Source organism: Curtobacterium sp. L1-20 (assembly GCF_048755855.1).
GTDB lineage: Bacteria > Actinomycetota > Actinomycetes > Actinomycetales > Microbacteriaceae > Curtobacterium.
On the sequence record NZ_CP151473.1, the window covers coordinates 214,625 to 240,213 of the forward strand.

A 25,589-nucleotide genomic window follows, 5' to 3' on the forward strand; every position below is an offset into this window, starting at 1 on the left:
GGCCGGTCGTCAGCTCCGGTATGGTCCCGGAGCTGACGGCCTCACCCCACCACGGCTGAACCGCTGTACTCGCTGCTCCCGTGCCCCGGAACCCGAGCGGGCGGTGCCGCAGCCACCCAGGAGCAGGATGGGCAGATGGACTTCGGCGACCTCCAGAACGAGATCTACTTCCGCGGACTGCAGGGCGTGGTGCCGAAGTGGCCACTGACCGCGGCCGGCCTCGAGACGGCGGCAGAGGCCGCGATGCCGACGTCGGTGTGGACGTACGTCGCGGGCGGGGCGGGCGACGAGCGCACGCAGCGCGGGAACGTGTCGGCGTTCGCACGGCGCGGCCTCGTCCCGCGGATGCTCGTCGGCGCAGCGCACCGGGACCTCTCCGTCGACCTGTTCGGCATGCACCTGCCGTCCCCGCTGTTCCTCGCACCGGTCGGCGTGCTCGGGATCGCCGCGCAGGACGGGCACGGCGACCTGGCCACGGCGCGGGCCTCCGCCGCGACCGGTGTGCCGATGATCGCGTCGACCCTGTCGGAGGACCCGCTCGAGGCGGTCCGGGACGCAGCGGGGACGACGCCCGGGATGTTCCAGCTGTACACACCGACCGACCGGGACCTCGCCGCCAGTCTCGTGCAGCGCGCCGGACGGGCCGGCTTCGGCGCGCTCGTCGTGACGCTGGACACCTGGGTCACCGGCTGGCGCCCGCGGGACCTGCAGATCGCGAACTTCCCGCAGCTCCGTGGAGCGGCACTGGCGAACTACCTCAGCGACCCGGTGTTCCGCGCCGCCGTCCCGGACGCGGCCACCGACCCCCGGTCCGTCGTGGAGCACTGGGCCCGGGTGTTCGGCAACCCGCTGACCTGGGACGACCTGCCGTGGCTGCGGAGCCTCACCGACCTGCCGATCGTGCTCAAGGGCATCTGCGCGGCGGACGACGCGCGACGGGCGGTCGACGCGGGCATCGACGGCGTCTACGTGTCCAACCACGGCGGCCGACAGGCGAACGGCGGCGTCCCCGCCCTCGACCTGCTGCCGGACGTCGTGTCCGCGGTCGGGGACGACGTCCCGGTGTTGTTCGACTCGGGTGTGCGCTCCGGGAGCGACGTGGTCACGGCGCTCGCGATGGGAGCGTCGGCCGTCGGGCTCGGCCGACCCTACGTCCACGGACTCGCGCTGGGCGGCGCGGCCGGAGTCGAGCACGTCGTCCGGGCCGTCCTCGCCGAGGCCGACCTCCTGATGGCGGTCAACGGGTTCCCGGACGTGGCCGCGCTCCGGTCGGCCGACGTCCGGACCGTCGACGCCTGACCGGGCCCCGTCGGCCCCGCTCTCGTCCGGCTCCGCGGCACGCCCCGGACGCACGAACGCCCCGCCGGCCGGAGCCGAACGGGGCGTTCGCGACGGAGGAGGTGTCCTCAGTGCTCGATGACCGCGAGGACGTCGCGGGCCGAGAGGACGAGGAGGTCCTCGCCCGAGTACTTGACCTCGGTGCCGCCGTACTTCGAGTAGATGACCTTGTCACCCACGGCGACGTCCAGCGGGACGCGGTTGCCGTTGTCGTCGATGCGACCCGGACCCACGGCGACGACCTCGCCCTCCTGGGGCTTCTCCTTCGCAGTGTCCGGGATGACCAGACCGGAAGCGGTGGTCTGCTCCGCCTCGACCTGGCGGATGACGATGCGATCCTCGAGCGGCTTGATGCTGACGGCCACGATGACCTCTTCTTTCTCGGTACGGACTCGGTACAGATGGGAACCGGGTTGGCACTACGCACAGGAGAGTGCCAACGCCCCAACTCTAGGGCGTCGTTGGCACTCGGTCAATCCGAGTGCCAACCCCCGACGAGGCCGTCGGCGACCTGCGAGGATCGTCGGGTGGAAGCCGCCGACCTCGCCCAGTTGCTGACCCCCGGAGGGATGGCCCTGCTCGACCGTACCCCGGCCGTGTCCGACGGCGGTGAGATCGTGCGGGTGGTCGCCCGCCTGCGGTCGGAGGGCCACGACCCGGGGCTCGTCGCGGCGGTCCTGACGCAGGCGAAGCTGCGCCAGAAGGCCCGCGGGAAGTTCGGGGACTTCGCCGCGCGCATGCTCTTCACCGAGGCCGGCCTCGAGCAGGCGACGCGCCTGCAGGTGGCCGCGCAGCACGCCGGACGGTTCGCCGCCGCCGGGCTGACGCGGGTCGCCGACCTCGGCTGTGGCATCGGCGGCGACGCGATGGCCATGGCGGCGCTCGACCTCGACGTGACCGCCGTCGACCGCGACGAGGTCACGGCGGCCGTCGCGACGCACAACCTCGCGCCGTGGCCCCGTGCCCGGGTCGCGCTCGGCGACGCGGCCGCGTTCGACCTGTCGACCGTCGACGGGGTCTGGATGGACCCGGCCCGTCGGACCTCCGGGCACTCGGACACCCGTCGCCTCGCGGACCCCGACGACTGGTCGCCGTCGCTCGACACCGTGTTCGCCGCGGCGACGACGACCCCGACCGGCGTGAAGCTCGGCCCGGGCGTCGACCGCGACCTGATCCCGGACACCGCCGAGGCGCAGTGGACCTCCGTCGACCGCGAGGTCGTCGAACTCGCCCTCTGGTTCGGCCCCTTGGCGCGACCGGGCATCCGGCGTGCGGCCACCGTGATCGGACCGCACGGCATCGCCGAGCTCGTCGGTGCCGCGGACGCCGAGGACGAGCCCGTCGGACTGCTCGGGTCGTACCTCTACGAGCCGGACGGCGCCGTCATCCGGGCACGGCTGATCGGCGACCTCGCGCGCTCACTCGACGGCCACATGCTGTCCGACGGGATCGCCTACGTCACCTCGGACCGTGCGGTCACGACGCCCTTCGCGCAGGGCTTCCGGGTCGTCGACACGATGCCGCTCGACGTGAAGAAGCTCGCCGCCCGCCTGGCGGCAGAGGACGTCGGCACGGTCGAGATCAAGAAGCGCGGCGTCGACGTCGACCCGGCGCAGTTCCGGAAGCGACTGCGGCTGCGCGGGAGCCGTCGCGTCACGCTCGTGCTCACCCGTCTGGAGGGACGCCACACCGCGATCCTGTGCGAGCGGCTCTCCGACGTGGCCGGGTGACCGACGCGGCCGGCCGGCCCGGTGACCGAGGCGGCCGGGCCAGCAGGTCCGGTCACCGACACGGCCGGCTGACCGACGTGACCGGCCAGCCAGCCGACGTCCGTCAGAGGACGAACGCGCCCGAGTCGGAGCCGTAGTCGTAGTTCGAGTACGAGTGGCCGAGGGTGCCGATGAGGATGAAGACCGCGACGAGGAGCAGGTACAGCCCCGTCATCGCCCAGCCGCCGATGACACCGGCGAGCGCCAACCCGCGACCGCCCTCCCCGGTCTGCTTGATCTTGCCGAGGGCGATGTGGCCCATGATGGCGCCGGCCGGGCTCGTCAGGATGATGAGCGGCCAGATGATGATCCCGCCGAACGCGAACACGATCGACAGGATCGCGAGGACGCTGGTCTTCGGACGCTGGGCGTACGGCTGGTAGCCGCCGACCGCGTAGGGGTTCTGCTGGCCCGCGGCGTACGGGCTCTGCGCCGTCGGGTAGCCGCCCGGCTGGCCGTACTGCTGCTGACCGGACGGCTGCTGGCCGTACTGCTGGCCGCTCGGACGACCGTACTGCTGGCCGTACTGCTGCGCGCCCGGCTGGCCGCCGTACTGCTGACCGTTCTGCTGGCCGTACTGCTGCTGCCCGTACTGCTGCTGCCCGGGGGCCGCGGACGGGTTCTGCGGTGCACCGGAGCCGGGCTGGCCCGCCTGCTGCTGACCCGGTGCCGCGTACGGATTCTGCGGTGCTGCGTGGCCGCCGGAAGCACCCTGCGCAGCCGAGCCCTGGCCGGACTGCGCCCACGGGTCGGCCGGTGCGGAAGCGGGGGCGTCGGGAGCGGAGGCGCCGTACTGCTGCGACGACCCGCTGGACTGCGGCGCAGCGTCGGACCGGTCGGCGCCCGGCTGCCGGTCGTCGTCCGGCGTCGTCTCGCCCGGCTTCGGCCACTGGTTCTGATCGGACACCGTCCACCCCTCTCGGCGTCACGGTCGTCGACGCCTCCCGAATCCTCCCACAGACGCCTCGGACCGTCCCGAGCACCCGCGGGGCAGCGCGCCTCAGACCTGGACGGTCGTCACCGGGAGCGTGGAGTCGGCGGCGATGCCGAGGTCGCTCGGTGGGTGGCCCTCGGCGACCAGACGCGCACCCACCGCGGCGATCATGGCGCCGTTGTCGGTGCAGAGGTCGAACGGCGGGATCCGGAGGGCGATCCCCGCCGCCGCACACCGTTCCTCGGCGACCGTGCGCAGTCGGGCGTTCGCCACCACGCCGCCCCCGAGCAGGAGCCGGTCGACGCCGGTGTCACGGCAGGCGCTGACCGCCTTCGTCAGGAGCACGTCGACCACGGCTTCCCGGAAGCTGGCGGCGACGTCGGCGACGGGGACCTCGCGGCCCTCGTCGCGGCAGCGCTCGACCCACCGCGCGACGGAGGTCTTCAACCCGGAGAACGAGAAGTCGTACCGGTGCGCCGCCATGTCCTTCGGCAGGGTGAGGCCACGGGGGAACCGGATCGCCGTGGGGTCGCCCTCCGCCGCTGCCCGGTCGATCTGCGGACCGCCGGGGTACGGCAGGCCGAGGAGCCGAGCGACCTTGTCGAACGCCTCGCCCGCGGCGTCGTCGATGGTCTCGCCGAGGAGTTGGACGTCGCCGACCAGGTCGCGCACGAGCAGCAGGGAGGTGTGCCCGCCGGACACGAGCAGCGCCACGGTCGGCAGTTCGATCTCGCTGCCGTCGGCCCGGAGGACGTCCGCCCCGACGTGCCCGACGAGGTGGTTCACGCCGTACAGCGGCTTGCCGGTCGCCACCGCGAGCGCCTTCGCCGCGCCGACGCCGACCATGAGCGCGCCGGCCAGGCCGGGGCCGGCGGTCACCGCGACGGCGTCGAGCTCGTCGAGGGTCACGCCCGCCTGCTCGAGCGCCGCGGTGAGCGTCGGCGTCATCGCCTCGAGGTGCGCGCGGGCGGCGACCTCGGGCACGACGCCGCCGTAGCGGGCGTGCTCGTCCATGCTCGACGCGATGACGTTGGCGAGCAGGGTGCTCCCCCGCACGATGCCGACGCCGGTCTCGTCGCAGCTCGTCTCGATGCCGAGCACCAGGGGTTCAGTCGCGCTCATCGAGCGTCTCCTGTCCGATCGGTCCGACGATCGCCGTCGGTGCGGGTGCGGTCGGCTCCAGCTCGGCGCGCATGACCCACGCGTCGACGCCGTCCGGCTGGTAGTAGCGCGGTCGCACCGCGATGCGCTCGAAGCCGAAGCCCGTGTACATCGCCTGCGCGACGGGGTTGTCGGCCCGGACCTCGAGGAACACCTCGTGCACGCCACGACGACGGGCCTCGTCGAGCAGCTCGGTGAACAGGACCCGGCCGATGCCCTTGCCCCGCTGGTCCGCCGCGACCGCGATCGTCTGCACGTCGGCGACGGGGTTGCCAGCGAGTGACGACAGGCCGGCGTAGCCGACGATCGTCGGCGCACCGCCCTCGGTGGTCTCCACCACGACGTAGTACCCGTGCGGCGAGTACAGCTCCCCGGACATCTGCGACGCCGACCAGGCGTCCGTCGGGAACGACGCGTGCTCGAGCCACATGACGTCGTCGAGGTCCTGCGGGTGCGCGCGCCGCAGGCGCAGCCCGTCGGGGAGGGTCACTGCTTCACCCGCTTGGGTGCACCGGGGACGGTGACGTCGGGGTCGCGGAGGTAGAGCGGGGCGTCCTGGGCGAAGGGCGCACCGGACGCGAGCCGGTCCGCGGCGAGCGCGCCGAGCCTCCTGGCCGGGATCGACAGGGCGGTCACGCGGTCCCAGCCCACGGCGTCCGGCCTGGAGGCGCGGATCGCCTCGTCGAGGTCGTCCGGCTTCGCGAGACCCGGGCCCGCGACCCGCGTGCCGGTCTCGTCGTACGCGCTCCAGTAGACCTCGCGGCGGCGGGCGTCCGTCAGGACGACGAACGGGCCGTCCTGGGACTGGTCGGCCGCGACCGCGTCGTGGCTGACGAGCGGGAGGAACGGGACGCCGCGTGCCGCGGCGAACGTACGTGCGGCGGCGATGCCGACGCGGAGGCCGGTGAAGGGTCCTGGCCCCATGCCGGCGACGACACCGGTGACGTGCGCACCGGTGATGCCCACCTCGGCGAGGACCTCGGCGAGGAACGGGCCGATGACCTCGGCGTGCCGGCGGCTGTCCTCGGTGTCCCGGGCCGCGAGCGCACGGCCGCTGGCCGGGTCGACGACCGCCACGGAGGTCCCGGCGGAGGTGTCGATCGCGAGCAGCACCCGTCCATCGTAGGCGCGCCGGGGAGCACGGGCGTGCGACGGGTCAGAGGGTGACGTCGGCCCAGCGGGGGCCCGTGCCGGTGACGACGACACGGCGTGGCTCGTCGGGGACGTCGTCCGGGTCGCCCTGGTCGGCGGGGGCGGCGTCGGCACCGGTCGCACGGGCGATCTCGACGTCGAGCACGCTGTCCGCGATGCCGTCCACGAACCCGCGGCCCCACTCGACCACGACGATCGAGGCGTCCCAGTCGAGGTCGAGGTCGTCGAGCTCCACGGGGTCGGACAGCCGGTAGGCGTCGACGTGCACCAGGTCGGGCCCGGCGGTCGTCGGGTGGGTCCGGGCGAGCACGAAGGTCGGGCTCGACACCTGTCCGCGGGCGCCGAGTGCGGCGCCGAGGCCCCGGGTCATCGTGGTCTTGCCCGCGCCGAGCGGACCGGTGAGGACGACCAGGTCACCCGCCCGCAGGACCGCGGCCAGCCGGGCACCGAGCTCGCCCATCGCGTCGGTGGTCGCGACCTCGGTGTCGAGCAGCACGCGGGACGGCTCGGTCACCGTTCGCCCCGGAGGTACTCGGCGACGTGCCCCTCCACGCGGTGCCCCTCGTAGACGCGCGGGACACGGGCACCGATCCGGCAGACGATCTCCTCGCCGATGGTGCCGAGCGCCTGCCCCCACTCGAGGACCGTCATCTCGTCGTGCTCCCCCGTACCGAACAGTCGCACGGTGTCACCGACCTGCACGTCGTCGTCGCCGACGTCGACCAGGAACTGGTCCATGGCGACGCGGCCGGCGATCGGGTACCGCGTGCCGCCGATGGTGACCTCGACCCGCCCCTGCGCCGACCGCGGCACGCCGTCCGCGTACCCGACGGGGACGAGGGCGAGCGTCGTCTCGGTGCTCGTGCGGTAGGTGTAGTCGTACGAGACGCCGGTGTCGACGGGCACCCGCTTGGTCTTCGCCACCGAGGCGGTCAGCGTCATCACGGGCTCGAGGCCGAGGTCCGCCGCCGAGACGCCGTCCGCTCCGGGGATGCCGAACAGGTTCGCACCCATCCGGACCATGTCCTTCCGGAACTCCTTGCGCTCGAGTCCGGCGAGAGACGCGGCGACGTGCTCCATCGGGACGTCGAGGCCGAGGTCGTCCGCCTGCTCCACGGCGGCGTCGAAGAGCGCCACCGCCGAGGCGTCGTCCTCGTCCGAGGACTCCGCGAGGTGCGTGTACGCGGCGACGACCTCGATGCGTCCGGCGCGCTGCGCGTCGACGGCGAGCGACACCAGCGCCGGCCAGTCCTCGAGCGTCGCCCCGTCGCGGTGCAGGCCCGAGTCGACGCCGAGGTGCACCCGTGCGGGGCGCTGGTCGACCGCGTCGACGACCCGCTGCAGCTCGGCGACGTTCGAGACGCCGAGGTCGACGGCGGAGTCGATCGCGTCGCGGAAGTCGAGCGCGGGGTCGTGCTGCCAGGTGAAGAGCCGGACGTCCTCGCCGACGCCGATGGACCGCAGTCGCAACGCCGCGGGCACGGTGAGGACGCCGATCCACCGGATGCCCGCGTCGACGGCGGCCAGCGCGATCGGTTCGAGGCCGTGCCCGTAGGCGTCGGCCTTCATGATCGCCATCACCTCGACGGGGTCCATCCACTCGCGGACCAGGTCGAGGTTGGCGCGGTAGGCGTCGAGGTCGATCTCGGCCCGGCGCAGCGGCGCGTTCACGTCGTCCTCCGTTCCACGCTGCGGCCGACCCGGGCGACCACCTCGTAGTTGATCGTGCCGACGGCCGCCGCCCAGTCCTCGACCGCGGGGTCGCCGTTCGCCGGGTCGCCCCAGAGCACGGCCTCGTCGCCGACCCGCACGTCCGCGTCGCCGATGTCGATGTGCATCGCGTTCATCGCCACACGCCCGACGACGGGGAAGGTGCGGCCGCCGATCCGGACCGAGACGCGGTTGCCGAAGTCGCGGTCGAACCCGTCGGCGTAGCCGAGCCCGATCACCGCGAGCCGGGTGTCCGCCTCGGGACGCCAGGTGTAGCCGTAGCTGACGCCCTCGCCCGCCCGGACGGGAACGGTGCGGAGCACGGCGGCCGTGACGCGCATCGCGGGCCGGAGCCCGAGGTCCGCCGATGTCCGGTCGGGGAACGGGCTGAGCCCGTAGAGCGCGAGGCCGACCCGTGCGAGGTCGTGACGGGTCTCGGGCACGGCGATGCTCGCGGCGCTGGCGGCGAGGTGCACCACGTCCGGCACGACGCCGTTCGCCGCGAGGCCGTCGAGTGCCCGCTGCAGGGCCGCGTCCTGGTCGAGGTCGTCGGCGCGCGAGGCGTTCGACAGGTGCGACATGAGGCCCTCGACGCGCGTGCGCGCTCCGCTCCGCACGAGTCGGCCCGCGGTCGCGAAGAGCTCGTCCCACTCCGACTCGACCGCGCCGTTGCGGCTGAGTCCGGTGTCGACGCAGACGTGCACTGCGGGGACCTCGGAGTCCGCGGCCGCGGCGAGCTGGGAGACGCTCGACACCGCCGGGGTGATGCCGTACTGCGCCGCGCGCCGGAAGTCCTCGTCGGGCGCGTGCAGCCAGGCGAGGATGCGGACGCCCTCGTCGATGCCGGCCTGCCGGAGCGCGACCGCCTCGTCGATGTCGGCGACGCCGAGCCACTCGGCGCCGGCGTCCACGAACGCCCGTGCGGCCTCGGCCGCGCCGTGCCCGTAGCCGTTCGCCTTGACGACCGCGATGACGCCGGACGGTGCCACCTGGTCGGCGACGGTCGCGTAGTTGGCGATGAGCGCCTCCCGATCGACCGTGATGCCCGTGAACGCGGTCACGCTTGCTCCCCTTCCAACACCACGAACGCCGTGGCGATCCCACCGTCGTGCGAGAGCGAGAGGTGCACCGAGCGGACCCCCCGCGCCGCCGCCACCCGCTCCGCCTCGGCGTGGAGCGTCAGCGACGGGTTCCGCTGGTCGTCGGACACGACCTCGAGGTCCTGCCAGCTCAGCCCCGCACTCGACCCGAACGCCTTGATCAGCGCCTCCTTCGCGGCGAACCGCGCGGCGAGCGACGCGACCGCACGGGGTTCCCCGTCGCGGACGAGCTCCGACGGGGTGAACAACCGCGTGCGCACGGCCGGCGTCCGGTCGAGCACCCGCTCGAACCGCTCCAGGTCGACCACGTCGACCCCGATGCCGATGATCATCGCCGACTACTCGACGGTGACCGACTTCGCGAGGTTGCGCGGCTGGTCGACGTCGAGGCCCTTGGCCGCGGCGAGTTCCATGCCGAACATGTGCAGCGGCGCGACCGCGAGCAGCGGCTCGAACAGCGGCGTCGCGAGGGGGATGCGCAGGACCTCGTCGGCGAAGGGCAGCACGGCAGCGTCGCCCTCTTCCGCGATCGCGATCACCCGGGCACCGCGGGCGCGGATCTCCTGGATGTTCGACACGACCTTCGGGTGCAGCGACCGGGGGTCGCGCGGCGACGGCACGATGACGAAGACGATCTGGCCGGGCTCGATCAGGGCGATCGGGCCGTGCTTGAGCTCACCGGCGGCGAAGCCCTCGGCGTGGATGTACGCGAGCTCCTTGAGCTTGAGCGCACCCTCGAGCGCGATCGGGTACCCGACGTGGCGGCCGAGGAACAGGACGCTGCGGGTGTCCGCCATCCAGCGGGCGAGGTCCTTGATGCCGGAGGCGTCGTCGATGGTCTGCTGCAGCTTCGGCGCGAGGCCTTCGAGCTCGGCGACCTGCTCCGCGATCTGCTCGGCCGTCAGCGTGCCACGCAGCGTCGCGAGGTGCAGGCCGAGCAGGTACAGCGCGACGCCTTGAGCGATGAAGGCCTTCGTGGACGCCACGGCGACCTCGGGGCCGGCGTGCGTGTAGATGACCGCGTCGGACTCCCGCGGGATCGTCGCGCCCTGGGTGTTGCAGATCGACAGGACCTGCGCCCCCTGCTCACGCGCGTACTTCACGGCCATGAGCGTGTCCATGGTCTCGCCGGACTGGCTGATCGACACGACGAGCGTGCGGTCGTCCAGCACCGGGTCGCGGTAGCGGAACTCGTGGGCGAGCTCGACCTCGACGGGGACGCGTGCCCACTGCTCGATGGCGTACTTGCCGAGGATGCCGGCGTAGGCGGCGGTCCCGCAGGCGATGACGATGACGCGGTCGACCGTCGCGAGGCGCTCGGCGATCGGGTCGAGGTCGGTCAGCGTGACGGCGCCGTCGTGCACGCGGCCGAGGATCGTCTTCGCGACGGCCTCGGGCTCCTCGCTGATCTCCTTCGCCATGAACGAGCTCCAGCCACCCTTGTCGGCGGCGGAGGCGTCCCAGTTCACCTCGAACTCGGTCGGCTCGGCGGGGGTGCCGTCGAAGTGGATGACGTCGACGCCGTCCGGGCGGATCGTGGCGATCTCGTCCTGCCCGATCGACAGGGCGCGCTGCGTGTACGCGACGAACGCCGCGACGTCGGAGCCCATGAAGTTCTCGCCGTCGCCGAGGCCGACCACGAGCGGGGAGTTGCGACGGGCACCGACGACGACGCCGGGCTGGTCGGCGTGTACGACGAGGAGCGTGAACGCGCCCTCGAGCCGCTGCACGGCCTGCTGCATGGCGCTCGTCAGGTCGCCGGTCTCGCGGAAGGAGCGGGCGACGAGGTGCGCGGCGACCTCGGAGTCGGTCTCGCTCAGGAACTCGACGCCGTCCGCCTGCAGTTCGGCGCGGAGCTCGGAGAAGTTCTCGATGATGCCGTTGTGGATGAGGGCGAGCTTGCCGCCGTCGGCCAGGTGCGGGTGCGCGTTGCCGTCGGTCGGCCCGCCGTGGGTCGCCCAGCGGGTGTGGCCGATGCCGGTCCCCCCGTCGGCGATGGGGTGCGACTCGAGCTCGTCGACGAGCGCCTGGAGCTTGCCCGCCTTCTTCGCTGCGGCGAGTTCCTGCGACCCGTCCACGACGGCGATGCCCGCCGAGTCGTAGCCGCGGTACTCGAGCCGACGGAGACCACCGAGGAGCACGTCCTGACTGCTGTTGCTGCCGACGTAGCCGACGATTCCACACATGGGATCGATCCTACGGTCTGGCTGGGGGCCCACCCTGCGAAGCGGCAGGGGCGGGGATAACGTTTGGGTCATGGGACGCTTCGACGACATCGCGATCACGACACTGCACGGCGAGGACACCACGTTCGGCGCCTTCGCGGACAAGGCGGTGCTGGTCGTGAACGTCGCGTCGCGGTGCGGTCTCGCTCCGCAGTACGAGCAGCTCGAGGCGCTGCAGAAGGAGTACGGCCCGCGCGGGTTCACGGTCCTCGGCTTCCCGAGCAACCAGTTCCTGCAGGAGCTCGGCTCCTCCGAGGCCATCGACGAGTACTGCTCCACCACCTGGGGCGTCACCTTCCCGATGTCCGAGAAGGTCAAGGTCAACGGCAAGAACGCCCACCCGCTCTACCAGGCCCTCAAGGAGACCCCGGACGCCGAGGGCAAGGCCGGTCGGGTCGCGTGGAACTTCGAGAAGTTCCTCGTCGCGCCCGACGGCACCGTCACGCGCTTCCGTCCCGCCACGAAGCCGGACGCTCCGCAGGTCCTCGCCGCCATCGAGGCGGCCCTCCCCGCCTGACGGGCGTGCCGCCCACGGCACGACGTGGGCTGCGGTCCGGACGCACCGCGTCGGTCGGACGGGAGGCGCGGCGGGCGCCCGCCGGCATGCTCACCTGCACCGCGCCTCCCGTCTGTACGCTCGGACCCATGCCGTTCTCGGAGACCGCCGTCGCGCACCCGACCCCCTTCGTGGAGATCCCGCGCGGCGAGTGGTCGCAGCTCGCCCCCAAGGAGCACCTCTCCCTGACCGAGACGGAGATCGTGCAGCTGCGCGGCCTCGGGGACCGGCTCGACATGCAGGAGGTGCAGGAGGTCTACCTGCCGCTCTCCCGCCTCCTGACGCTGTACGCCGCCGGCGCCCGTGACCTGCACGCCGAGACGAGCCGGTTCCTCGGGGAGCGCGCCGGGCGCACGCCCTTCGTGATCGGCGTCGCCGGGTCGGTGGCGGTCGGCAAGTCGACCGTCGCGCGCCTGCTGCGGGAACTCACCAAGCGCTGGCCGGACACCCCCCGGGTCGAGCTCGTCACGACGGACGGCTTCCTCTACCCGAACGCCGAGCTCGAGCGACGCGGGATCATGGACCGCAAGGGCTTCCCGGAGTCGTACGACCGCCGCTCCCTGCTGCGCTTCGTCAGCCAGGTGAAGAGCGGCGCCGCCGAGGTGCGGGCGCCGTACTACTCGCACCTCGTGTACGACATCGTGCCCGACGCCGAGATCGTCGTGCGGCAGCCGGACGTCCTCATCGTCGAGGGGCTCAACGTGCTCGCGCCGCCGGTGCACGGGCGCCTGGCGCTGTCGGACCTGTTCGACTTCACGATCTACGTGGACGCGAAGACCAAGGACATCGAGTCCTGGTACGTGGACCGCTTCCTGGCCCTGCAGGAGGAGGCGTTCTCGAGCCCGGACTCGTTCTTCCACCGGTTCGCCTCGCTCTCGCGCGAGGACGCGGTCCGCACGGCGACCGAGGTGTGGCGGGCGATCAACGAGCCGAACCTCATCGAGAACGTGCTGCCGACGCGCTCCCGGGCCACCCTCGTGCTCAAGAAGGGCGCCAACCACACGGTGAACTCGGTCCTGCTCCGCAAGATCTGACGCGGGGCAGCGCGCGGTCGTCGCGCGGTCGTCGCACGGTCCCACGGAACCAGGTTCCGGACACAGCACCGCGGAAGATCGCGGTTCCGTGTCCGGAACCTGGTTCCGTCGCCGGGTCGGCGTCGCGCGCGGGCTCTGCCCGCCGGCGGCGCGCCGGCGCCTTACGCGGCGTCGAGCGCCAGACGCTCCTGCACGACGGCGGAGAGCTCGTCGGCGATGCGCTGCGCGTCCTCCTGTGAGGCGGCCTCGACCATCACGCGGACCACGGGCTCGGTGCCCGACGGCCGGAGCAGCACCCGGCCGGTGTCGCCGAGGGACTCGGTCGCAGCGGCGATGGCGTCCTGCACACCGCGGTCGTCGAGGCCGTGGCGGTCCACCCCGCGCACGTTGACGAGGACCTGGGGGAAGACGGTCATGCACGAGGCGAGCTCCTGCAGCGACTTCCCCGTGCGCGCCATCTCGGCGACGAGGTGCAGCCCCGTCAGGATGCCGTCGCCCGTCGTGGCGTACTCGTTGAAGATGATGTGCCCGGACTGCTCGCCGCCGAGCGAGAAGCCACCCTCGGTCATCTTCTCGAGCACGTAGCGGTCGCCCACGCCGGTCTCGAGCATCGTGATGCCCGCGTCCGCCATGGCCCGCTTGAGCCCGAGGTTCGACATCACCGTCGCGACGAGGGTGTCGTCCACCAGGTGGCCGCGCTCCTGCAGCGACAACGCGAGGATCGCCATGATCTGGTCGCCGTCGATCGCGTTGCCGGCGGCGTCCACCGCGAGGCACCGGTCGGCGTCGCCGTCGTGCGCGATGCCGACGTCCGCGCCGTGCTCGAGGACCGCCCGGGCGAGGTTGTCGATGTGCGTGGAGCCCACACCGTCGTTGATGTTCATGCCGTCCGGGTCGGCCCCGATCAGGGTGACCTCGGCACCGGCGTTGACGAACACCTCGGGCGAGACCCCGGCGGCGGCACCGTTCGCGCAGTCGAGCACCACGTGGATGCCGTCGAGCCGGTGCGGCAGCGTGCCGAGCAGGTGCACGACGTAGCGGTCCTCGGCGTCGGCGAACCGGGTGATGCGGCCGACGTCGGCGCCGGTGGGGGTCGGTGCGGACTGGTCGTGCATGGCCGCTTCGATGCGGTCCTCGACCTCGTCGGGGAGCTTGCGGCCCCCGGCGGCGAAGAACTTGATCCCGTTGTCGGGTGCGGGGTTGTGCGACGCGGAGATCATCACGCCGAAGTCGGCGTCGATGTCCGCGACGAGGAAGGCCGCGGCGGGGGTGGGGATGACCCCGGCGTCGAGCACGTCGACCCCGGCGGACGCGAGGCCTGCGGCGACGGCGGCGCCCAGGAACTCGCCGGAGACGCGCGGGTCACGCGCGAGGACCGCGCGGGGACGCGGTCGACCGGACGCCCGGCGGGCGTCAGCATGGTGTCCGTGCGTGAGCACGGCCGCGCTGGCCTGGGCGAGACCCAGAGCCAGCGCGGCCGTCAACTCGCCGTTGGCGAGACCACGAACACCGTCGGTACCGAACAGACGCGGCATTGCGATCGGGTTCGGTGCGCGACTAGCGCTTCGAGAACTGCGACGCCTTGCGGGCCTTCTTGAGACCGGCCTTCTTGCGCTCGATGACGCGGGCGTCACGGGTGAGGAAGCCGGCCTTCTTGAGGGTCGCGCGGTTGTTCTCGCGGTCGATCTCGTTCAGGGTGCGGGCGATGGCGAGGCGGAGCGCGCCGGCCTGACCCGAGGGGCCGCCACCGGTGATGCGGGCGACGACGTCGTACGAGCCGAGGAGCTCGAGCACCTTGAACGGGTCGTTGATGAGCTGCTGGTGCAGCTTGTTCGGGAAGTAGTCCTCGAGCGAACGGCCGTTCACCACGAACGAGCCGGAGCCCGGGACGAGGCGGACACGCGCGATGGCCTCCTTGCGGCGCCCGACGGCACCGCCCGAGACGTTGAGGATCTGACGGGGAGCGGCCTCGGCAGCGGCGGGTGCGCTCTCCGTGGTGAAGCTCTCCGGGGTCTGGTCGAGGGAGTCAGCGATCTGAGCCATGAGTTTTCTCTAGTCCTTGGAAGTCGTCGTGGCCGCTGTTACTGCGAGACCTGGTCGAAGGTGTACGTCTTGGGCTGTTGCGCGGCGTGGGGGTGCTCGGCACCCGCGTACACCTTGAGCTTCTTGAGCTGCTCGCGGCCCAGCGTGTTCTTCGGGAGCATGCCGCGGATCGCCTTCTCGACGGCGCGGGTGGGGTGCTTCTCGAGCATCTCCGGGTAGGAGGTCGCCGTGAGGCCGCCCGGGTAGCCCGAGTGGCGGTAGTAGACCTTCTTCGCGAGCTTGGAACCGGTCAGGGCGACCTTGTCCGCGTTCACGATGATGACGTAGTCGCCCATGTCCATGTGCTGGGCGAAGGTGGCCTTGTGCTTGCCACGGAGGATGGCCGCGGCGTGCGAGGCGAGACGGCCGAGGACGACGTCGGTCGCGTCGATGACGATCCAGTCGTGCTGGACGTCAGCCGGCTTCGGTGAGAACGTGCGAGTCACAGGAGTGCTGCTTTCGTGTCGAGGTGAGGAGTCCGTGAATCCCGCTCCGGTCGGGGTTCCGTCGGCGATGCCGGTGGAACACCCAGGTGGAGGGCTCATCTGACTGTCGTGCGTGCGGGGCACGCAGACCAAGGTGAGAGCCTACCCGACGCACGTCGCGTTGTCGAACGCCCACCACGACCGACGGGAGGCGCGGTGCCGGCCGGCACCGCGCCTCCCGTCGGGTGGCTGCTCGCGTCGATCAGCCGAAGAGGCTGCGCAACCAGGCGATCAGGGCCGCGAGCGCGGCGAGCGCGTCCGCGATCGAGCCGCCGCCGTGCCCCGGCTCGCCGCCGTGGCCCGGACCGCCGTGGCCGGGGTTCCCGCCCTCACCGGGCGTCGAGACGCCGGGCAGGTCGATGCCGACCAGGATCGGGTCGTGGTCGCTCGCGCGGTACACGTCGTCCCGGTACAGCTCGGTGACGTTGTAGTCGTACCGGCTGTACTCCAGGCCGACGGACTCGACCGAGTTGATGTTCCAGATGTCCACGCCGGTCACGGTGCGCAGCGCTGCGGGCGAGGCGAACACGTGGTCGAGCGAGCCGCTCAGGCCGCTGAACACGTAGGACCACTCGGACGCGTCGCGGGTCGGGCCGAGGTCGGTGTAGCCGGCCTGGTCGAGGACGGCCACCGGGTCCTCCTGGCTGTAGGCGTTGAAGTCGCCGAGCATGAACACCTTGTCGGTGCCGGTCTGCCGCTGCATCGCGGTCGAGAACGCGACGAGCGCCTTCGACTGCGCCACGCGGGAGGCGTTGGACGCCCCCTGGCCGTCGCCCTGGTCGGCGTCCGCCCCGGTGCCGGACCCCTTCGACTTGAAGTGGTTCGCGATCACCAGGAAGGTGTCCTTCGCCGACGGCTTCGGGCCCTTCCCCTTGCCGGGCTTCGCCGTGACCGGCGCGAACGCCTGTGCGAGCGGCTGCCGTGCGTTCGCGAACGCCGTCGAGTCGGTCAGGATCGTCGAGGCGCCGACCGGCTGGACGCGGTCCTTCTTGTAGATGAGCGCGAGCCGGATGACGTCCTCGCTGACGGGGACCTTCGCCGGGGACTTCGCGTACGCCCAGGTGTCCTTGCCGGTCGCCTGGTTGAGCGCGGCGACGAGGGTGGCCACGGCGGCGTCGCGGTCCTGCCCGAAACGGGCGGAGTTCTCGATCTCCTCGAGGGAGACGACGTCCGCACCGAGGCCGTTGATCGCCTTCACGATCTTCACCTGCTGGCGCGCGAGGTCGTCCGCGTTCGCCGCACCACGGGCGTCGCAGCCGTCCCGCACCGTGACGGGGTCGCCGTCGCGGTCCGTGTAGTAGGTGCAGCCGGTGAGCTGGTCGCCGGTCGTCGGGAAGTAGTTCAGGACGTTGAACCCGGCGAGACGGATGTCGCCGCCGACGTTCTCCGGTGCAGCGGTGCGCACGTCCGAGAACCTCGTCGGCAGGTCGGCCGCCGGTGTCGCCCCGGTGATCGGCGTCGTCGGCTGGAACTTCCACGCGTCGTTCCGGTAGTCGAGGACGACCGGCTTCGCGAAGGTCGCCGTGGCGCCGACCGTGACCGGCCCCTGGGTGAGCCAGGACACCGGGATCGACTGGTTCGCCGCACTGAGGAAGTTCGTGCTCGCGCCGTCGTCGAGGACGACCTTGCGGGCGGCGTTGTCCGCCGTCACGGCCGCGGCCTCGGCGCTGCCCGGGCGGGCGACCTCGGTCGGTTGCAGGAGACGCTTCGTGCCGGACGCCAGCACGACCTCGCCGTACTGGTTCGTGGTGTAGTTGTCCGCGACCGTCCAGGCGCCCTGCGGGGCGACGAGCATGCTCTCGAGCGACTCGCGCTGCGCGTCGGTCCGCGGGAACGCCAGGGTGGCGGGCACCGGCTGCACCACGCCGGCGGCGGGGAGCTTCGTCAGACCGGCGGCGGTGGGCACCGTCAGCTCGGTCAGCCCGTTGAACTCGGAGACCGTGCCCGTCAGGCGGACGGCGTCACCGATCGCGACGCTGCCGACGGTCGCCGACGAGTAGACGAACACGGCGTCCGACGCGGTGTGGGTGGCGAGGTCGAGTGCCCCGCCGGTGCCGGCGGTCTGCACCGTGTACCCGGCGAAGCCGCCGGTCGCGTAGACCGCGGTCACGACGCCGTCGGTGGTGACGGTCTTCCCCGCGTACGGCGAGGCGTCCCCGGTGCCCTGGAGCTGCGCGATGGTGACCTGCTCCGCCGGCGTGGTCGGCGTCCCCGGGTCGGTCGGGTCCGTCGGCTGCGTGGTCTCGCCGGCGGCGTTCTCCGGCGTGATCGTCGACGTGACCGAGAAGTCCGCGGCGTTGGAGTCGGTGTCCGTCGTGCCCGCGCGGGTCAGCCCGTCCGGCACGGCGTTGGCGGTGCCGGTCGTGGCGACGGCGGTCTCGAAGGTGTTCGACGTCCCGTAGCCGAGCAGGTCCACGACGCCCGGGGTGCCCGCGGCGACCGGGCCGGCGGGGAGCGACAGCGCCGTCGCCTGGTCGGCGAGCACGAGCGTGCCGGTCGAGCCAGAGGGGTTCAGGCCGGTGACGGCATCGGGCTCGGGCAGCGCCTCGCCGTTCGTCCCGTTCGAGCCCATCTGGACCAGGTAGGTGCCGTGCGCGGGCACCGTGCCGGCGAGCTTGCCGACCGCCGGCGCACCGGTACCGGTCGCGGCGCGGTACTGCACCGACCAGCCGTCGACCGTGACGGGGCTGTCGGTGGGGTTGCCGAGCTCGACGAACTTGTTCGTGAACGGCTGGTTCGCGCTGCCGCCCTTGAGGTAGGCCTCCTCGATGACGAGGCCGGTGCCGGCGGGGTCCGCAGTCGCGGCGGAGACGGAGACGAGCGGTGCCGCGAGCAGCGCTGCGGCGGCGGTGGCGCACAGCACGGTGCGTCCGACGGATCTGTGCATGCCCGCACGCTACCGACCTGCGGCACCGTTCAGGTTTCAGGCGGGTGAACGATCCGTTCCACCCCCGGACGGGAGGCGCGGTCCGGCTCCGTCTGCGCGCCTCGCGACCCCCGGCTGGTCGCGTCAGGAACCGACCGGGACCCACTCCGACCCGACGCGGTGCACGGCCGGCCCGTGCCCCGGCAGCAGGATCTCCGGGATCGGCAGCGCCCGCGCGGACTCCACCGCCCGGTCCTGGTCCGCCGTGAAGAACGGCGTGATCATCCGCGGCCGCGGCGCCCACGACGCCGGCTGCGTGTCGTGCCGCGACACGACCGCGTCGCCGGTGACGATCGCGTTCGCGGCGGGGAGCAGGTACGCGGTCGAGCCGTCGGTGTGCCCGTCCGCCGGCAGCGGCGTGATCGCACGACCGTCGAAGTCCGCCGCGGTGAAGGCGCGGGCGCTCGGCACGGTCGTCGGCCGGAGCGCGTCGGAGCGGATCGCCCGCGCGAGCCAGCGGAGCACCCGCGGGGACGCCAGCCGCCCACCGATCTCGGCCGGGGTCACCTGCTGCCGGCCGGGGCCGCGCACGTTGCCGAGCTCGTCGGCGTGGGCGAGCACCTCGACGAGCGGGTGGCGGGCCAGGATCCCGGGGATGCCGCCGACGTGGTCGACGTGCCCGTGCGTCACGTAGACGCGACGCAGGTCGTCGAGGTCGTGGCCGGCGTACCGGACGGTGTCGAGCACCAGGTCGGTGTCGGCCGGGTACCCGGCGTCCACGAGCGCGACGCCGTCCTCCTCGGCCAGGACGACCCAGTTCGAGACCGGCCCCTCGACGAACACCACACCGGGGGCGACGGAGACGACGGACCGGGGTTCGCGGGAGCTCATCCCCCGACGGTACCGTCCTCGGCCCGGCTCGCCGTGCGGGTGGTCAGGAGCGGCGGGCCCGCGTCTGCTCGGCCCGCGCCGCGAGCTCGTCGTCCGGCGGGTAGCCGACCTCGGTGAGCGTGAGGCCCTTCGCCGGTGCGGTCTTGAACGCGCTGGTGCGGGCCTGGGCGGTGCGGAGCTCCTCGAGTCGCTCCGGGCCGAACCGGCCCTCGCCCACGGCGATCGTCGCCCCCACCATCGCGCGCACCATCGAGTGGCAGAACGCGTCCGCCTGGAGGCGCGCCACCAGCACGCCGTCCGGCTCGCGGTCCCAGCGGAACTCCTGCAGGGTCCGGATCGTGGTCGCGCCCTCCCGCGGCTTGCAGAAGGTCGCGAAGTCGTGCAGCCCCAGCAACCGCAGCGCACCGCGCTCCATCGCCGCCGGGTCGAGGCGCGTCGCGTGCCAGAGGGTGTGCCCCCGCCGACGTGGATCGCGCGGAGCGTCGGCGTCCGCGACCCGGTACTCGTAGCGCCGCCAGAGCGGGGAGAACCGGGCGTCGAACCCGTCCGGCGCGACCGATGCCCGGGTGACGACGACGTCCCCCTCCGGGGCGGCGACGCCGTTCACGCGCTTGACCAGGCCGTCCAGGGAGGTCCGCGGCGGCCCGTCCGGAGCGGAGCGGCGCGGCCGGGTGAGTGCGGCCCACTGCTCGGCGCCGAGGTCGACGTGCGCGACCTGCCCGGTGGCGTGCACGCCGGCGTCGGTCCGTCCGGCGACGGTGAGCTGGGGCGGCTCGCCCCAGCGGGTGAAGACCGTCGCGAGCGCGGTCTCGAGCGCGCCCTGCACGGTCCGCAGGCCGGGCTGGCGGGCCCACCCGGAGAACGCGGCGCCGTCGTAGGCGATGTCGAGCCGCAGCCGCACACCGCCCTCGGAGCCCACCGTCTCGTCCACGCGACCACCGTACCGGGCCGGTACCGCGCCTCCAGACGGTCCTCCACAGCGCCGGCCTGACGTACGCCGTCCACCGGTGTCAGCGCCACGTCAGTGCCGCGTGAGCGGCGGGCGTCACCATCGTCACCGGACATCGACGAAGCACGTCGAGTCACTCGAGAGGACCTGAGCGCATGACCACACCGCTCGCGGTCGAGGCCGTCGGCCTCGTCAAGACCTTCGGGACGAACCGGGCCGTGGACGGTGTCGACCTCCGCGTGGAGGCCGGCACGGTCTACGGCGTGCTCGGACCGAACGGCGCCGGCAAGACCACCACCATCTCCATGCTCGCCACCCTCCTCCGCCCGGACGCCGGCGAGGCCCGGGTCTTCGGGCACGACGTCCGGCGCGAGGCGCAGGTCGTCCGCTCGCTCATCGGCGTCACCGGCCAGTACGCCAGCGTCGACGAGACCCTCAGCGCGACCGAGAACCTCGTCATCTTCGCGCGGCTCCTCGGGCTCGGCCGGGCGGAGTCGAAGCGGAAGGCCGTCGAGCTGCTCGAGCGCTTCGGGCTGACCGAGGCCGCCTCGCGACCGCTCAAGAAGTTCTCCGGCGGCATGCGGCGTCGCCTCGACCTCGCGGCGAGCCTCATCGCGCAGCCGCCGCTGATCTTCCTCGACGAGCCCACGACGGGCCTCGACCCCCGCACCCGTTCGCAGATGTGGGACACCATCCGGGAGCTCGTCGCGACCGGGTCCACCGTCCTGCTGACGACGCAGTACCTCGACGAGGCCGACCAGCTCGCCGACCGGATCGCGGTGATCGACCGCGGCCGGGTCGTGGCCGAGGGCACCGGCGACGAGCTCAAGTCGTCCATCGGGACGTCCTCGCTGCAGCTCCGGCTGGCCGACGGACTGCGGCTCGACGCGGCACGGGCGATCGTGCGGAACACGCTCGGCGTCGACGCGGTCGCCAGCCCGGAGGGATCGCGCCTGACCGCACCGATGTCCGACCCCGACCGCGTGACCGACCTGCTGGTGTCCTTCCGCGAAGCCGGCATCTCCCTCGCCGAGATGAGCGTGCAGAAGCCGACGCTCGACGAGGTCTTCCTCACCATCACCGGCGCCCCGGCGAGCGCCGACCCGTCCGCCGACGCACCGGCCGACGCCGACCTCGAAGCGAGCATCGCATGACCACCACCACCCTCACCCCGACGTCCGCACCGCGCGTCACCCCGCGTCCCGGCATCGGCGGGACCGGACTCGGCGCCACCGTGCGGCAGTCCTTCACGATGGCGTACCGCGGCCTGGTGAAGGTCCGGCGCACGCCCGAGCAGCTGTTCGACGTGACGCTCATGCCGATCGTGTTCACGGTGATGTTCACGTACATCTTCGGCGGCGCGATCGCGGGCGACATCGGCAGCTACCTGCCGGTCATCATCCCCGGCATCCTCGTGCAGACGAACATCACGTCGTCCATCGTCACCGGCGTCCAGCTCCGTGAGGACATGGACAAGGGCGTCTTCGACCGCTTCAAGTCGCTGCCGATCGCCCGCATCGCGCCGCTCGCCGGGGCGTTGCTCGCCGACACCGTGCGGTACGCCATCGCCACGGCGATCACCTTCACCGTCGGCATCATCATGGGGCTGCGTCCCGAGGGCGGTCCGGCAGCGGTCGTGCTCGCCGGCCTGCTCGTCATCGTCGTCGCCTGGTCGATCAGCTGGATCTTCGCCTACTTCGGCGTCGTCGCCCGCACCGCGTCGAGCGTCTCGGGCATCGCGAACCTCGTGCTGTTCCCGCTGACGTTCCTGTCCAACGCGTTCGTGCCGACGAACACGCTGCCGGACTGGCTCCGGTGGTTCACGGAGGTCAACCCGGTCTCGCACCTCATCACGGCGGTGCGCGACCTCATCAACCACGGGGCGGTGACGGGCGACCTGTGGATCAGCCTGCTCGGTGCGGCCGTCGTCGTCGCGGTGTTCGCGCCGCTCACGGTCCGGGCGTACATGCGGAAGGCCTGACGTCCGCTGCCCGGCCGTGCCCTCAGCGGACCTGACGCACCCGGCACGGCGGGGCGCTCAGCGGAGGCCGGTGTCCTCCAGCAGCTCCCGGATCCGTTCGACGGCCTCGGCCCGGTCCCACCCGGCCGAGGCCGTCTCGGCGTCCGCCAGCAGGTCGTCGCCGACGGCGTCCGCGAGCACGCGCCGCACCCGGTCGTGGGCGAGCACCGCGAAGTCCTGCCGCGCACCGACGCGCCGCGCGATCCCCCAGCACCGCGCGGCGGTCTCGGGCCGCCCGGAGCGGGCCGCGACGATCGCCAGCCCGACGATCGCGGAGCCGATCACGGGCAGGTCGAGCCACCAGGGGTGCAGGCGCATCATCACCAGGGCGCCGACCCGCAGGCGACGCGCCAGGTCGACCGCCGGGAGGCTCGGCTCGGCCCCGCCCGACCGGGTCGCGACGCTGGTCTCGGCACGGGTCCCGGCGGCCCGCTCGGGCCGGGTGGCTGCGGCCTCGTCCTCGGCGGCGAGGAGCGCCGCCCCGGCCGTCAGCCACCAGTTCTGCGTCCGCTTCCGGCGCGGCAGCACGAAGTCCCACGCCTCGCGGTAGCGGGCCGCGCCGCCGTCGACGTCGCCCTCGCTCCTCCGGCACTCCGCCTCGATCGCCCTCGCGAGGACCCCGACCTGGGCCGCCTCGTCCTCGAAGCCGCCGCGGTTCGCGACCGGCTGGTTGCCGAGGTCCGCCGCGACCGCCCGCGCCGTGGCCACGTCGCCCGTCGCCGCAGCACACAGCCCCACGGTCCACCCGATCTCGTACAGGTCGTCCTCGGCCCCGAAGGTCTCGAGCCGTCCCCGTGCGACCTCCGCCACCTCGAGGGCCCGGGCGTGCTGCCCGTTCTGCGCGAGGAGCTGGGTCGTCGTGACGGCGACGCTCCCCCGCGTCCAGGCGTCGCCGACCCGTTCGGCCAGCGTCTCGGCACGTCGGGCGTACCGCAGGGCGTCCGCGAAGGCGCCGTCGTTCTCGGCGAGGGGTGCGCTGAGCAGGAGCGCGAGGCAGGCGACGCCGTCGTCCGGGTCCTCGCGGTACCGGGCGAGCAGTGCCGCGCCCGCTTCCGGTCGGCCGAGGGTCAGCAGCAGCGCGGCCTGCGCGTCCAGGGGCGGGTGCCCGGTCGTACCCGTCCGGACGAGCCGGCGGAGCGCGGAGATCGCACGGGCGGCGGTGCGTCGGTCGGTGAAGACGGCCGATGCCCCGCTCAGCAGGAGCGCGACCGTCGCGGCGGCGTGGTCCTCCGACCGCGGGGGCTCGCGGCGGAGGAGCCGCACGAGGTCCGGTGCGACGGCCACGACCTCGCCGTGCGCACCGCGGAGCGTCCAGTACCCGCCGAGCGCCGCGAAGACCTGCGTGGCGGCCGGTGTGTCCTCGTCGACGAGCGCCCACCGGAGCAGCACGACGAGGTTGTCCGCCTCGCGGCCGACCTCGCGGAACCACCGCAGCTGCGACGCTCCCGTCGTGGTGAACAGGTTGCGCGCCGCGGCGAAGTCCCGCCCCCACCCGATCATCGCCGTCCGCACCGCCGCGGTCGCACCCCGCTCGTCGAGGCGGGCGGCCCCGAACTCGCGGACGGTCTCCAGCAGGCGGTGACGGACGGGCTCGCCCTCGTGCTCGACGAGCTGCACGAGGGACTGCTCGACGAGCTCCGCCAGGTCGTCGAGTGCGTCGTCCCGCCGCTCGGGCGCAGCGACCGCTTCGACTGCGTCGACGGCGAGCCCGTCCGGGAACAGCGCGAGACGGGTGAGCAGGTCCTGGGCGCCGTCGCCGAGCAGCCGCCAGCTCCACTCGATGACCGCGAGCAGCGTGCGGTGGCGTTCCGGGGCGGTCCGGTCGCCGCCACGGAGCAGCGCGAACCGGTCGTCGAGGCGCCGTTCGATGTCGTCGGTGCTCATGCCCCGGATCCGGGCGGCGGCGAGCTCGATGGCGAGGGGCGACCCGTCGAGCCGCGTGCAGATGCGCCGGACCGCGTCGACGGGCAGCACGGCACCGGGTCGGGCGGCGCGGGCCCGCTCGGTGAACAGGCGGACCGCGGCGCCGTCCGCCTCGACCGGCAGCGGCGCCAGGGGCGCGACGACCTCACCGGCGATCGCGAGCGGGGCGCGCGAGGTGGTCAGGATCCGCAGCTCGGGTGCGGCGGCCAGCAGGTCGGCGGCGAGTGCGGCGACCGCGTCCACGATGTGCTCGCAGTTGTCGAGCACCAGGAGCGTCGGGCCGTCGGCGAGTGCGCGGACGACGCGGCTGCGCAGGTCGGCGACGACGACGTCGTGCAACGACCGCGCGGTGCGGAACTCCGCGATGCCGAGCAGCGCACCGAGCGCCGGGACGACGTCCGCCTGGGCGAGCGGGGCCAGTTCGGACACGACCACGCCGTAGTCCGCGGGCACCTCGGCCGCGACGGCCTGCGCGAGCCGGGTCTTCCCGAGGCCTCCGGCTCCGAGGATCGTCACGAGCCGGTTCCGCGACAGCAGGTCGGTGACCGAGTCGAGGTCGTCCTGCCGTCCGACGAGCGCCGTCGGCGCGGCCCGGAGCCCGATCCGGCGCGCACGACCGGTGTCCGCCGCGGAGCGTCGGAGCAGGTCGGCGTTGAGCCGCACCAGGTCGGCGGACGGGTCGGCACCGAGTTCCTCGACCAGGCGGTCCCGGTGCGCGGCGAAGGCGGCGAGTGCCTCGGCGGTCCGTCCGGCGGCCACGAGCGCGCGCATGCACCCGGCGACCGCCACCTCGTCGAGGGGGTTCGCCGCGGCCTCCGCCGTCCAGACGTCCACCGCCTCGTCGGCGTGCCCGGCGTCGAGCAACGTGGTGCCGAGGGCACGGCGGAGCGCCCGTCGTGCCGCGGCGGCCCGGGCGGCGAGCGTCGCGCCGAGGTCACCGTCGACGTCGTCCCCCGGGGTCCCCCGCCAGAGGTCGAGCGCGGCTCGGACGTCGTGCGCGGCGGCGGGCTCGGCGGCGGCGGGTTCGACCGCGGCACGCTCGGCCCGCGTGAGGTCGACCTCGTCGGGGTCGCAGCCGAGGGCGTACCCGGTGCTCGTGGACACGACGAGCCCCTCCTGCGACGCCCGCCGCAGTCGGGACACGAGCGTCTGCAGGGCTGCCCGGGCGCCACGGGGCTGGTCCGCCGGCCAGAGCTCGTCGATGAGCGCCTCGGTGGTGACGGCGTGGCCCCGCGCGAGGACCAGCGCGGCGAGGAAGGACCGCGCGAGCGCACCGGTCACGGGAGTCGGCACGCCGGACGGGCCCGCGACCGTCACGGGTCCGAGGACGGCGACGCGGGGTTGCTCGGGCACGGTGCGAGTCTACGGACGGACGGCGCCGGCCCGCGGTCCGT

The 25,589-nt window shown here is 73.2% G+C and carries 23 protein-coding genes; 6 read left to right on the forward strand and 17 right to left on the reverse strand.

Annotation, left to right across the window (positions count from 1 at the left end; genetic code table 11):
• Window positions 1–135: 135 nt before the first annotated feature.
• Window positions 136–1,299: an alpha-hydroxy-acid oxidizing protein gene (locus tag AAEP86_RS02440; protein WP_420368980.1), complete on the forward strand. Its 1,164-nt coding sequence runs from the start codon at window positions 136–138 to the stop codon at window positions 1,297–1,299.
• Between the two features lie 107 nt (window positions 1,300–1,406).
• Here AAEP86_RS02440 and groES read toward each other — a convergent pair whose 3' ends face one another.
• A complete protein-coding gene (gene groES, locus AAEP86_RS02445) occupies window positions 1,407–1,703 on the reverse strand; it encodes a co-chaperone GroES (protein WP_071292506.1) in 297 nt (98 codons plus the stop codon).
• Between the two features lie 162 nt (window positions 1,704–1,865).
• Here groES and AAEP86_RS02450 point away from each other — a divergent pair, with 162 nt between their 5' ends.
• Window positions 1,866–3,068, forward strand: coding sequence for a THUMP-like domain-containing protein (locus AAEP86_RS02450; protein WP_420368981.1), 1,203 nt, complete (start codon window positions 1,866–1,868; stop codon window positions 3,066–3,068).
• 103 nt (window positions 3,069–3,171) lie between these two features.
• Here the strand turns inward: AAEP86_RS02450 and AAEP86_RS02455 are convergent, their stop codons facing one another.
• The 9 genes from AAEP86_RS02455 to glmS form a co-directional block, all read right to left on the reverse strand.
• Window positions 3,172–4,014: a DUF4190 domain-containing protein gene (locus tag AAEP86_RS02455; protein ID WP_420368982.1), complete on the reverse strand. Its 843-nt coding sequence runs from the start codon at window positions 4,012–4,014 to the stop codon at window positions 3,172–3,174.
• A gap of 93 nt (window positions 4,015–4,107) precedes the next feature.
• Window positions 4,108–5,163: a tRNA (adenosine(37)-N6)-threonylcarbamoyltransferase complex transferase subunit TsaD gene (tsaD, locus tag AAEP86_RS02460; protein WP_420368983.1), complete on the reverse strand. Its 1,056-nt coding sequence runs from the start codon at window positions 5,161–5,163 to the stop codon at window positions 4,108–4,110.
• Window positions 5,150–5,692, reverse strand: coding sequence for a ribosomal protein S18-alanine N-acetyltransferase (gene rimI / locus AAEP86_RS02465; RefSeq protein ID WP_420368984.1), 543 nt, complete (start codon window positions 5,690–5,692; stop codon window positions 5,150–5,152). The genes tsaD and rimI overlap by 14 nt, the downstream gene beginning before the upstream one ends.
• Complete coding sequence (gene tsaB / locus AAEP86_RS02470) at window positions 5,689–6,315, reverse strand: tRNA (adenosine(37)-N6)-threonylcarbamoyltransferase complex dimerization subunit type 1 TsaB (RefSeq protein WP_420368985.1); 627 nt, start codon at window positions 6,313–6,315, stop codon at window positions 5,689–5,691. Before tsaB ends, rimI begins: the two co-directional genes overlap by 4 nt.
• Window positions 6,316–6,358: 43 nt before the next feature.
• A complete protein-coding gene (gene tsaE, locus AAEP86_RS02475) occupies window positions 6,359–6,868 on the reverse strand; it encodes a tRNA (adenosine(37)-N6)-threonylcarbamoyltransferase complex ATPase subunit type 1 TsaE (protein ID WP_420368986.1) in 510 nt (169 codons plus the stop codon).
• Window positions 6,865–8,025, reverse strand: coding sequence for an alanine racemase (gene alr / locus AAEP86_RS02480; protein ID WP_420368987.1), 1,161 nt, complete (start codon window positions 8,023–8,025; stop codon window positions 6,865–6,867). The genes tsaE and alr (AAEP86_RS02480) overlap by 4 nt, the downstream gene beginning before the upstream one ends.
• Entirely contained in the window at window positions 8,022–9,125 is a 1,104-nt protein-coding gene (gene alr / locus AAEP86_RS02485) for an alanine racemase (protein ID WP_420368988.1), read from the reverse strand. The genes alr (AAEP86_RS02480) and alr (AAEP86_RS02485) overlap by 4 nt, the downstream gene beginning before the upstream one ends.
• The gene (locus tag AAEP86_RS02490) at window positions 9,122–9,496 is read right to left on the reverse strand and encodes a holo-ACP synthase (RefSeq protein WP_420368989.1); all 375 of its coding nucleotides are present in this window, start codon (window positions 9,494–9,496) and stop codon (window positions 9,122–9,124) included. The genes alr (AAEP86_RS02485) and AAEP86_RS02490 overlap by 4 nt, the downstream gene beginning before the upstream one ends.
• Before the next feature lie 6 nt (window positions 9,497–9,502).
• Window positions 9,503–11,350: a glutamine--fructose-6-phosphate transaminase (isomerizing) gene (glmS, locus tag AAEP86_RS02495; protein WP_420368990.1), complete on the reverse strand. Its 1,848-nt coding sequence runs from the start codon at window positions 11,348–11,350 to the stop codon at window positions 9,503–9,505.
• A 70-nt stretch (window positions 11,351–11,420) separates the two neighbouring features.
• Here glmS and AAEP86_RS02500 point away from each other — a divergent pair, with 70 nt between their 5' ends.
• Both AAEP86_RS02500 and coaA read left to right on the forward strand, forming a co-directional pair.
• The gene (locus AAEP86_RS02500; RefSeq protein WP_420368991.1) at window positions 11,421–11,906 is read left to right on the forward strand and encodes a glutathione peroxidase; all 486 of its coding nucleotides are present in this window, start codon (window positions 11,421–11,423) and stop codon (window positions 11,904–11,906) included.
• Between the two features lie 128 nt (window positions 11,907–12,034).
• Window positions 12,035–12,979 carry a type I pantothenate kinase gene (gene coaA, locus AAEP86_RS02505; RefSeq protein WP_420368992.1) on the forward strand — a complete coding sequence of 315 codons (945 nt, stop codon included), beginning with the start codon at window positions 12,035–12,037 and terminating at the stop codon, window positions 12,977–12,979.
• A gap of 161 nt (window positions 12,980–13,140) precedes the next feature.
• On the opposite strand, the gene glmM is transcribed toward coaA, so the two are convergent.
• The 6 genes from glmM to truA all read right to left on the reverse strand — a co-directional run bounded on the left by glmM (window position 13,141) and on the right by truA (window position 20,234).
• A complete protein-coding gene (gene glmM / locus AAEP86_RS02510; protein WP_420368993.1) occupies window positions 13,141–14,514 on the reverse strand; it encodes a phosphoglucosamine mutase in 1,374 nt (457 codons plus the stop codon).
• A 22-nt stretch (window positions 14,515–14,536) separates the two neighbouring features.
• Window positions 14,537–15,022, reverse strand: coding sequence for a 30S ribosomal protein S9 (gene rpsI, locus AAEP86_RS02515; protein WP_420368994.1), 486 nt, complete (start codon window positions 15,020–15,022; stop codon window positions 14,537–14,539).
• A gap of 38 nt (window positions 15,023–15,060) precedes the next feature.
• A complete protein-coding gene (gene rplM, locus AAEP86_RS02520) occupies window positions 15,061–15,507 on the reverse strand; it encodes a 50S ribosomal protein L13 (RefSeq protein ID WP_420368995.1) in 447 nt (148 codons plus the stop codon).
• Window positions 15,508–15,748: 241 nt separating this feature from the next.
• Window positions 15,749–18,433: an ExeM/NucH family extracellular endonuclease gene (locus AAEP86_RS02525; protein WP_420368996.1), complete on the reverse strand. Its 2,685-nt coding sequence runs from the start codon at window positions 18,431–18,433 to the stop codon at window positions 15,749–15,751.
• A gap of 123 nt (window positions 18,434–18,556) precedes the next feature.
• Window positions 18,557–19,303 carry an MBL fold metallo-hydrolase gene (locus tag AAEP86_RS02530; protein ID WP_420368997.1) on the reverse strand — a complete coding sequence of 249 codons (747 nt, stop codon included), beginning with the start codon at window positions 19,301–19,303 and terminating at the stop codon, window positions 18,557–18,559.
• Between the two features lie 43 nt (window positions 19,304–19,346).
• Window positions 19,347–20,234: a tRNA pseudouridine(38-40) synthase TruA gene (truA, locus tag AAEP86_RS02535; protein ID WP_420368998.1), complete on the reverse strand. Its 888-nt coding sequence runs from the start codon at window positions 20,232–20,234 to the stop codon at window positions 19,347–19,349.
• Between the two features lie 173 nt (window positions 20,235–20,407).
• Between truA and AAEP86_RS02540 the strand changes: the two genes are divergently transcribed.
• Both AAEP86_RS02540 and AAEP86_RS02545 read left to right on the forward strand, forming a co-directional pair.
• On the forward strand, window positions 20,408–21,406 hold the full coding sequence (locus tag AAEP86_RS02540) for an ATP-binding cassette domain-containing protein (RefSeq protein WP_420368999.1): 999 nt from the start codon (window positions 20,408–20,410) through the stop codon (window positions 21,404–21,406).
• Entirely contained in the window at window positions 21,403–22,233 is an 831-nt protein-coding gene (locus tag AAEP86_RS02545; protein WP_420369000.1) for an ABC transporter permease, read from the forward strand. Before AAEP86_RS02540 ends, AAEP86_RS02545 begins: the two co-directional genes overlap by 4 nt.
• Window positions 22,234–22,290: 57 nt before the next feature.
• Here the strand turns inward: AAEP86_RS02545 and AAEP86_RS02550 are convergent, their stop codons facing one another.
• Complete coding sequence (locus AAEP86_RS02550; RefSeq protein WP_420369001.1) at window positions 22,291–25,548, reverse strand: BTAD domain-containing putative transcriptional regulator; 3,258 nt, start codon at window positions 25,546–25,548, stop codon at window positions 22,291–22,293.
• Window positions 25,549–25,589 lie beyond the last annotated feature (41 nt).